General features: G+C 26.3%; 9 protein-coding genes. All 9 read right to left on the bottom strand.

Features of this window, described 5'->3' with window-relative positions:
- A partial coding sequence (locus tag AJN64_RS09785) for a hypothetical protein (protein WP_261665711.1) occupies window positions 1-753 on the bottom strand: 753 nt, incomplete at its 3' end.
- Between the two features lie 63 nt (window positions 754-816).
- Window positions 817-1323, bottom strand: a complete 507-nt coding sequence (locus tag AJN64_RS06175; RefSeq protein ID WP_070292810.1) for a hypothetical protein — start codon at window positions 1321-1323, stop codon at window positions 817-819.
- Window positions 1324-1455: a hypothetical protein gene (locus tag AJN64_RS09780; RefSeq protein WP_261006476.1), complete on the bottom strand. Its 132-nt coding sequence runs from the start codon at window positions 1453-1455 to the stop codon at window positions 1324-1326.
- Window positions 1442-1945 carry a hypothetical protein gene (locus tag AJN64_RS06170; RefSeq protein WP_070292809.1) on the bottom strand — a complete coding sequence of 168 codons (504 nt, stop codon included), beginning with the start codon at window positions 1943-1945 and terminating at the stop codon, window positions 1442-1444. Before AJN64_RS06170 ends, AJN64_RS09780 begins: the two co-directional genes overlap by 14 nt.
- Complete coding sequence (locus AJN64_RS06165) at window positions 1946-3478, bottom strand: DUF6402 family protein (protein WP_070292808.1); 1533 nt, start codon at window positions 3476-3478, stop codon at window positions 1946-1948.
- Between the two features lie 143 nt (window positions 3479-3621).
- The gene (locus tag AJN64_RS06160; protein ID WP_070210581.1) at window positions 3622-3939 is read right to left on the bottom strand and encodes a hypothetical protein; all 318 of its coding nucleotides are present in this window, start codon (window positions 3937-3939) and stop codon (window positions 3622-3624) included.
- 7 nt (window positions 3940-3946) lie between these two features.
- Window positions 3947-5575, bottom strand: a complete 1629-nt coding sequence (locus tag AJN64_RS09775) for a lipase family protein (protein WP_261665710.1) — start codon at window positions 5573-5575, stop codon at window positions 3947-3949.
- Window positions 5576-5613: 38 nt separating this feature from the next.
- A complete protein-coding gene (locus AJN64_RS09560) occupies window positions 5614-5940 on the bottom strand; it encodes a hypothetical protein (RefSeq protein WP_070210731.1) in 327 nt (108 codons plus the stop codon).
- 342 nt (window positions 5941-6282) lie between these two features.
- Window positions 6283-6513: a hypothetical protein gene (locus tag AJN64_RS06140; RefSeq protein ID WP_002881838.1), complete on the bottom strand. Its 231-nt coding sequence runs from the start codon at window positions 6511-6513 to the stop codon at window positions 6283-6285.
- Window positions 6514-6569: the final 56 nt, after the last annotated feature.

The raw sequence follows: 6569 nt of genomic DNA, 5'->3' as shown, positions 1-6569 counted from the left end.
ATCTTGATCTAATTCTCCAAAGTAAAAAGGATTATTAGGAAGTTCATTTGATCCTGTAAGGAGGGTGGAGTTTAAAAAGATTTTTATATCTAAACTTTTAAAATCTATTTGATATTTTTCTTCTATGTCCTTTATATCCAAAACACTTCTATCTTTTGCAAAAATATCACAATGATTATCATAAATATGGATCAAATTTGACATAGAGATGAAAGAAGTATTGTTAGAATTATCTTGCAAATCTTGTAAATTTACTTTATCTAAGAATATGATTTTTATATTATTTGTCTTTAATACTATGGTATTGGTATTTTTATCATAAAATTGCTCTATGTTAAATACTTCGTTTAAAATTAAATTAACATCATTTTCCTTAGTATTAAAGCTTTGATTATTTAGATTATCTTGTAAGGAAATTTCTTTATTTAAATAGTCTTGGATATCTTTTATTTTTTCATTTCTTTTTTCTTTTAAAGTATTGATAGATTTATAAAGCCTTTTTCTAGCATCAAGATAGGTATCATTGAGCTTTTCTTTATCTAGGATGAAGATTTTTGTGAAAGTAGAATTATAGCCTAAATTGTTTATAGCAGTGGTTTGGGTGAAAAGATCTTCTTGATTATAATTTATAGCTATGGAATTTTCACATTGATATAAGGCTTTTAAATATGCTATGGATGAATTTTTATCTATTGTGTCTATTTCATCATTGTTTATAAAAGCAAGCCTTGTTATAAATAATTCTCTATCCATTTTTTTTCTAAATATTCAAGATAAATGAATATTATATCAAATATATTAAATTTTTGATAGTCTTTAAAATATATACATCAAATATGCACTTACAATTAATATAATAATATTGCATAAAAACCCTATAAGCCAACTTAATTTTTTGTGTTTTTCTCCTGTACTATGGCATTTAAATAAATAAGCTTGTAATAAACAAGGAAGTATAATAAATGTGATTGTAAAAAAAATAAAATTTATAAAGATTAAAAATTTAGAACACTTATATACTATATATTCTTGTGGTGATAATTCTTCAACTTCTGGAGGACCGAGCATTACATATCCTCTAGAAGTTTCAAGATCATAGCTAAGATAAAATATGATAATAATAGCTGTAAAAAAGATAATAAAATATATTGAAAAATAAGATTTTACAAATTCTTTTATGTTAATTTTAATCCAATAATTTATAATAGAAAAGGCAATAAGAACGCTTAAGGCTTTAATATAAAGTATTGTATCAATAGTAACAAGCCTAAAAATAAATCCTATCAAACCCCAAAAAATAGAAAGTATAATATCTTCTCCCATTTAAACTCCTGTATTATAAAGTACATTATAAGCTTTATCTTTAAAATCAAGCTTAGCGATAAAATCTTTACTATAAAGTTTAAAATCCAAACCATAAGGAGTGAATTTTTGATAGTCTTTAAAGATTTTCATATATCACATAAACACTTGAGATCAATATAGGAACATTACACACAAACCCTATAAACCAACTTAATTTTTTGCATTTTTCTCCTGTACTATGGCATTTAAATAAATAAGCTTGTAATAAACAAGGAAGTATAAAAAAAGTGATCGCTAAAAAGACAATGGTGATACCACTTAAAAATCCAAAATAATTATACGCTTTATACTCTTGTGGTGATAATTTTTCAATTTCTGGAGGACCAAGCAATACAAGCGATCTAGAGGTTTTAAGATCATAAGTAAGATAAAATATGATAACAATAGCCATAAAAAAGATAATAAAAGATATTAAAAAATAAGATTTTACAAATTCTTTTATGTTAATTTTAATCCAATAATTTAAAATAGAAAAGGCAATAAGAATACTTAAAGTTATAAGATAAATTCTTACAGTAGCAAAACTAGCAATAAACAAAATCAAACCCCAGCCAATAGAAAGTGCAATACTATCTCCCATTTAAACTCCTGTATCACAAAGCACATTATAAGCTTTATCTTTAAAATCAAGTTTAGTGATAAAATCCTTACTATAAAGTTTAAAATCCAAACCATAAGGAGTGAATTTTTGATAGTCTTGATAATCTTGATTGTAAAGATAGTATTGTTTGGTTTTTGGAGATCGGAGAATATCTTCAAAGGTTATTTTTTTATCCACAATTTCCACAACAGTTTTAATAATTTTATTTTTATCATAAGTTCCCATTTGTCTTGTAGAACCCCAAATACTAAAACTCTTTTCATTAAAATCCCAAGCTCCAACAGGTTGTCCTAGCTTGATAAAATTTCCCTTATCATCAAATTCATGTCCTTGATCTAAAAAATCAAAGCTATCATAAACATAAACAAGCATTTCATCAACGCGGTATGATACCTTTTCTCTATCTCCTTGAATTTCTTTTTTAATACTTAATTTCGAAGGAGCAAAATTAAAAGAAAATTTACCACTACAAGCATAAAGAGATAGATCTTGCATGAGTTCATCATAAGTTTGCTCTAAAGTCTCATATGTATTATAAGTAAGTCCAAATGGCGATGTCGCAAAAATAAATTTATCAAGTCTAGCATAAGAAAAATCTACCTTAAATTTCTCTGCAATATTTATACCTAAATTTTGCCAAATTTGTCTGAAAAACTCATCATCACCCACACCTATATATTGACAATTTAAAGTATCAAGCTCATAGGGCTTACAGTCTAAAATGCGTTTATAATCTTTTGAAATTTCATCATTTTCTTTAATGATGATATAAGATTCTTCATTTTTATTGCTTCGATTTTCTTTTATATCGATAGCAAAATCAAATTTATATTCTCCTTGAGGCAAATTTTTTAATATCAAAATATTATGAGTTTTTTGTAAGATTATTTCTATTTGCTTTGTAAAATTTTGAGTGTATATGTCTTCTTTTGTATGAAATTTTTTACTTAGTCTTTTTATTATAGGAAAATGAGAATAAAACTTATCCCAATCTAGCGTAGTGTAAAATTTAATAGAACGCCTTTCTTCTCTTGCTTCATTTGTTTTATTATCTACATGGCGCGAAAAACGCTCTGAATTTTGCCTTAGTCTTTTCATCTCTTGGGTTTGTGTGTTGTTTGGATAAGGGGTATAATGTAAAATAAAGGGTTCTATACCTTTACTTTGTAAGAAATTTTGTATTTCTTTTAGTCTTTGTTCTGCTTGGGGATTATTAGGCTTATTTTGTTTTACAGGGAGATGATAATTTTGTATTGTATCTATCTTAGGGCTATTTTGCCACAATACTTGAAGCTGATAACTAACAGCCCAACCTAGTGTTGCTATTTCATTATTGCTTTTTTGATAATATTTAAATTCATTATAACAACACTCTAATTCTGTAGGTAAAACTGTTTCATCATATGGTAAAGTGCTAAAATTTATATTATTAATATAAATTTGGCTCTTTAAAGTTTCTTCATTAATATGTCCTACTGGAACAATGTTTTCCCAAAAAAGTTCTTCATCCATTATTTCATCCTATTGTTTTTATATTTTTTAGAAATTCCTTAAGCATGTTCTCATTTAAATTTATAGAATACCTAGTCCAGCACATTCTAGCATATTTATAAAGTTTCATATATTTGGCTTGTTTTCATATATTATTTTATCCTTTATGATTTGCATTTGAATTCATCTTTAGGAGAAAAATAATAACTAGGTGTATCTTGTTTTATAGTATTATCTTGATCTAATTCTCCAAAGTAAAAAGGATTATTAGGAAGTTCATTTGATCCTGTAAGGAGAGTGGAGTTTAGGAAGATATAAGCTTGATAGTTTTGAAGTTCTTCAAAAGTAAAATCTGTCGTTGCTTCTAATTTATAAAGTTCATCATAAATACTTTGACAATCAATGATGCTTTTATTTTCACAAAACAAATAAATACTTTTTTTATCTTTATGAATAGAATATAAAAAGTCTTTATCTATCATAATTTTCCTAAATAATACCTATTTTAGCTTTTCCATTAAAATACAAAGCTTGTGATATTTTACAAACTCCACCTAAATATTGCTCATCCCAAATTTGATCTTTTATTTTATAACTTTTTGAATTATATCCATATATTTTTGTTATATTATTAATATTTTCAAGACATTTCATATCTTTATAAACCACAATAAAAATTCTAAATTCCCCAATGGCAATTTTATGAGCTAAATTTTCTTGATTATTAATAAAGGAACAATCTTTTCTGTATTTATTAAAATCATTTTTATCAAGAATTAAAATGTATTTTTCTTTTTCTTGTGCCTTTAAAATAAAATCTATGATTTTTGTTTGACTAATAATAGGAGTTTTATAACTTGTATAATAATTATCTCCAAGCTCTTCTAAAATACCATTTGTTTCTTGCATTATGGTGGCTATTAATGAAAGAAAATATTCAAAGTGGTTAATCTTTTCTGGATGGTTTTTATTGAACCCAAAAGAGCTATTTTTATTAATAGCATTATTTTTTAACACAAAAGTTTCTGTATAAATTTGAATATTTTTCATAAAATGATTAAGATACTCTATACATTCACTAAAACTTTTATCTTTGACTTTGTTATGGTTAGCATCTAATTCTAAAAGATAGGAATAAAAATAGAGAGTTTGGGTAAGGGGGATAATGGAGTGCTCCCCTGTTACTCCAGAGCTTGTATTGATTGTATGAAGCAGTGTTGTATCGCTATATTGATTGTCTTGATGTAATCCTAGCTTAATCCCTAGTTTTGATATAGGAGAGCCGATATACCATTCATTTTTATATTCATTATTACTTGATTCACAATGAAAGATAGAATCTTGAATTGAGAGTTTATATATATATATATATATATATATATCTTTCATCTCCTTTAAGTTCAAAATTTTGAGGTGTCTCCTATCTTCTTTAAAATGTTGCCAATAATTATAAGCAAGTTGTCTATAATATGGTGCAATATCTGCTAAGATAGGAATGGCATTAATATCAAGTGTCATCATTGTTGTATGAGTAGAAAGACTCATTATTATCCCATAGTATTGACTTTGTTTTTCTTGGATTATCTTGTGTAATATCTCTCGTATCTTACTTTCTAAGAAAATATTATCTTTGCCTAAATCTCTTGCTCTATTTGCTATATTTTCTATTTCTTCTTTTATAAATCTTTCTTGTTGTTCTTTACTGTGAAATATAAAGAGTTTTACTATATAATCATAAGGAGGTGCTATCTTTCTAGCTCCAGGTGCATTATAAGTATATAAAGCTTTGATATTGTTTCTATTCCTATCATCACAGATACTTAAAGCAAAGAGTTGTGCAAGACAGCCTCCAAGAGAGTGTCCTGTAATAGTAAGAGAATCTTTTTCTTTGATTTGTGGATAATCTTTAATACAAGTTTCATAAAAGTTTAGCATATCATCATATTGGGCTTTAGGTATAGAGCCTATGGTTAAAGAAGCATCAGCTACAAACAAATCTTTAAAGGAACTCATTTCTGTTCCTCTAATGGCTAAAATATAATTGATATAGCCATATTCACTGGTATAGCCTTCTTCTTTTGTTTTACTATCAATTTGTTTTCTTTTTTCTCCAAACAAAGTAGCAGAAAAGCCTGAATTTGTATTAGGACAATGTTTTAATAAATCATAGCGAGAAAAGAATTGTTTAGCTTGGAGTGGGGAGAAGTCGCCACTAAATAACTCATCATCAAAGAAGCCATTTTTAGCTTTCCTGTTTTTTCATCTTTAAAATATTTGTATTCTATGTTGAGAATATCAATTAGGGTGGGGAATACAGATTGGGTTGTATCTTCTTTAATATCTCTAAAATATTTTAATCTTTTCCAATCCTTACTATTTTCCTCTGGCTTATAACTTTCATTAGCTAAATGAAAATATCCATAGGCTGCCCAAGGAAGTTCTGCATTGTCTCGTAATTTAGTGATTAATCCTTTATTGTCCATTTTTGCTCCTTTGTATTGAAGTACAAACTGCAATATTCTTCTATCTCTATCCACTCAATATTATAACTAGCCACAGATTCTTACTCTAAATTGTAACGTCTTGTATTCCAAGTATCAAGTAAAATTATTGATGTAATGTTATCTTTAGAGATAAGTTTTTTATTGCTATACAGAATAGCCATTATATCATATCTAGTCTTTTTTATTTCTCCTATATATGTTGCATATTCTCTAAAATTTTGCAAATAGAATTGCTATTCTTTACTTATTTTATAAGCTCTTCTATTCAGCTCCTCCCAATCTAATGTATCCAAACTTAATCCAAAATACCCTAGAATCTTATTATACTTTAGGAAGTTCATTTAACTTACACATATTCCTAAATTGCCAATAACTAGGCTCTAAATAATAAGAATAAGGAGTATAATAAAAGATAATTAAGCCTATACTTCCAAGAAAGACTAAAAACTTTGAAACGCTTTTTGTAGATTTAAAGATGATTTTATAAATAAATTTTAATATAAGATAAGAAAGAATAGTAGAAATTATAATAAGAAGTAATATATATGTCATGGGTTATCTCCTTAGATTCTCTATTTTATTAAAATTAAGATGTAATTTTGTGGTTT

The sequence above is a fragment of the Campylobacter sp. BCW_4332 genome (assembly GCF_001763175.1).
Classification (GTDB): domain Bacteria; phylum Campylobacterota; class Campylobacteria; order Campylobacterales; family Campylobacteraceae; genus Campylobacter_D; species Campylobacter_D jejuni.
Note: the sequence above shows the minus strand (reverse complement) of the source record. Positions and strands in the feature narration are given on the sequence as shown.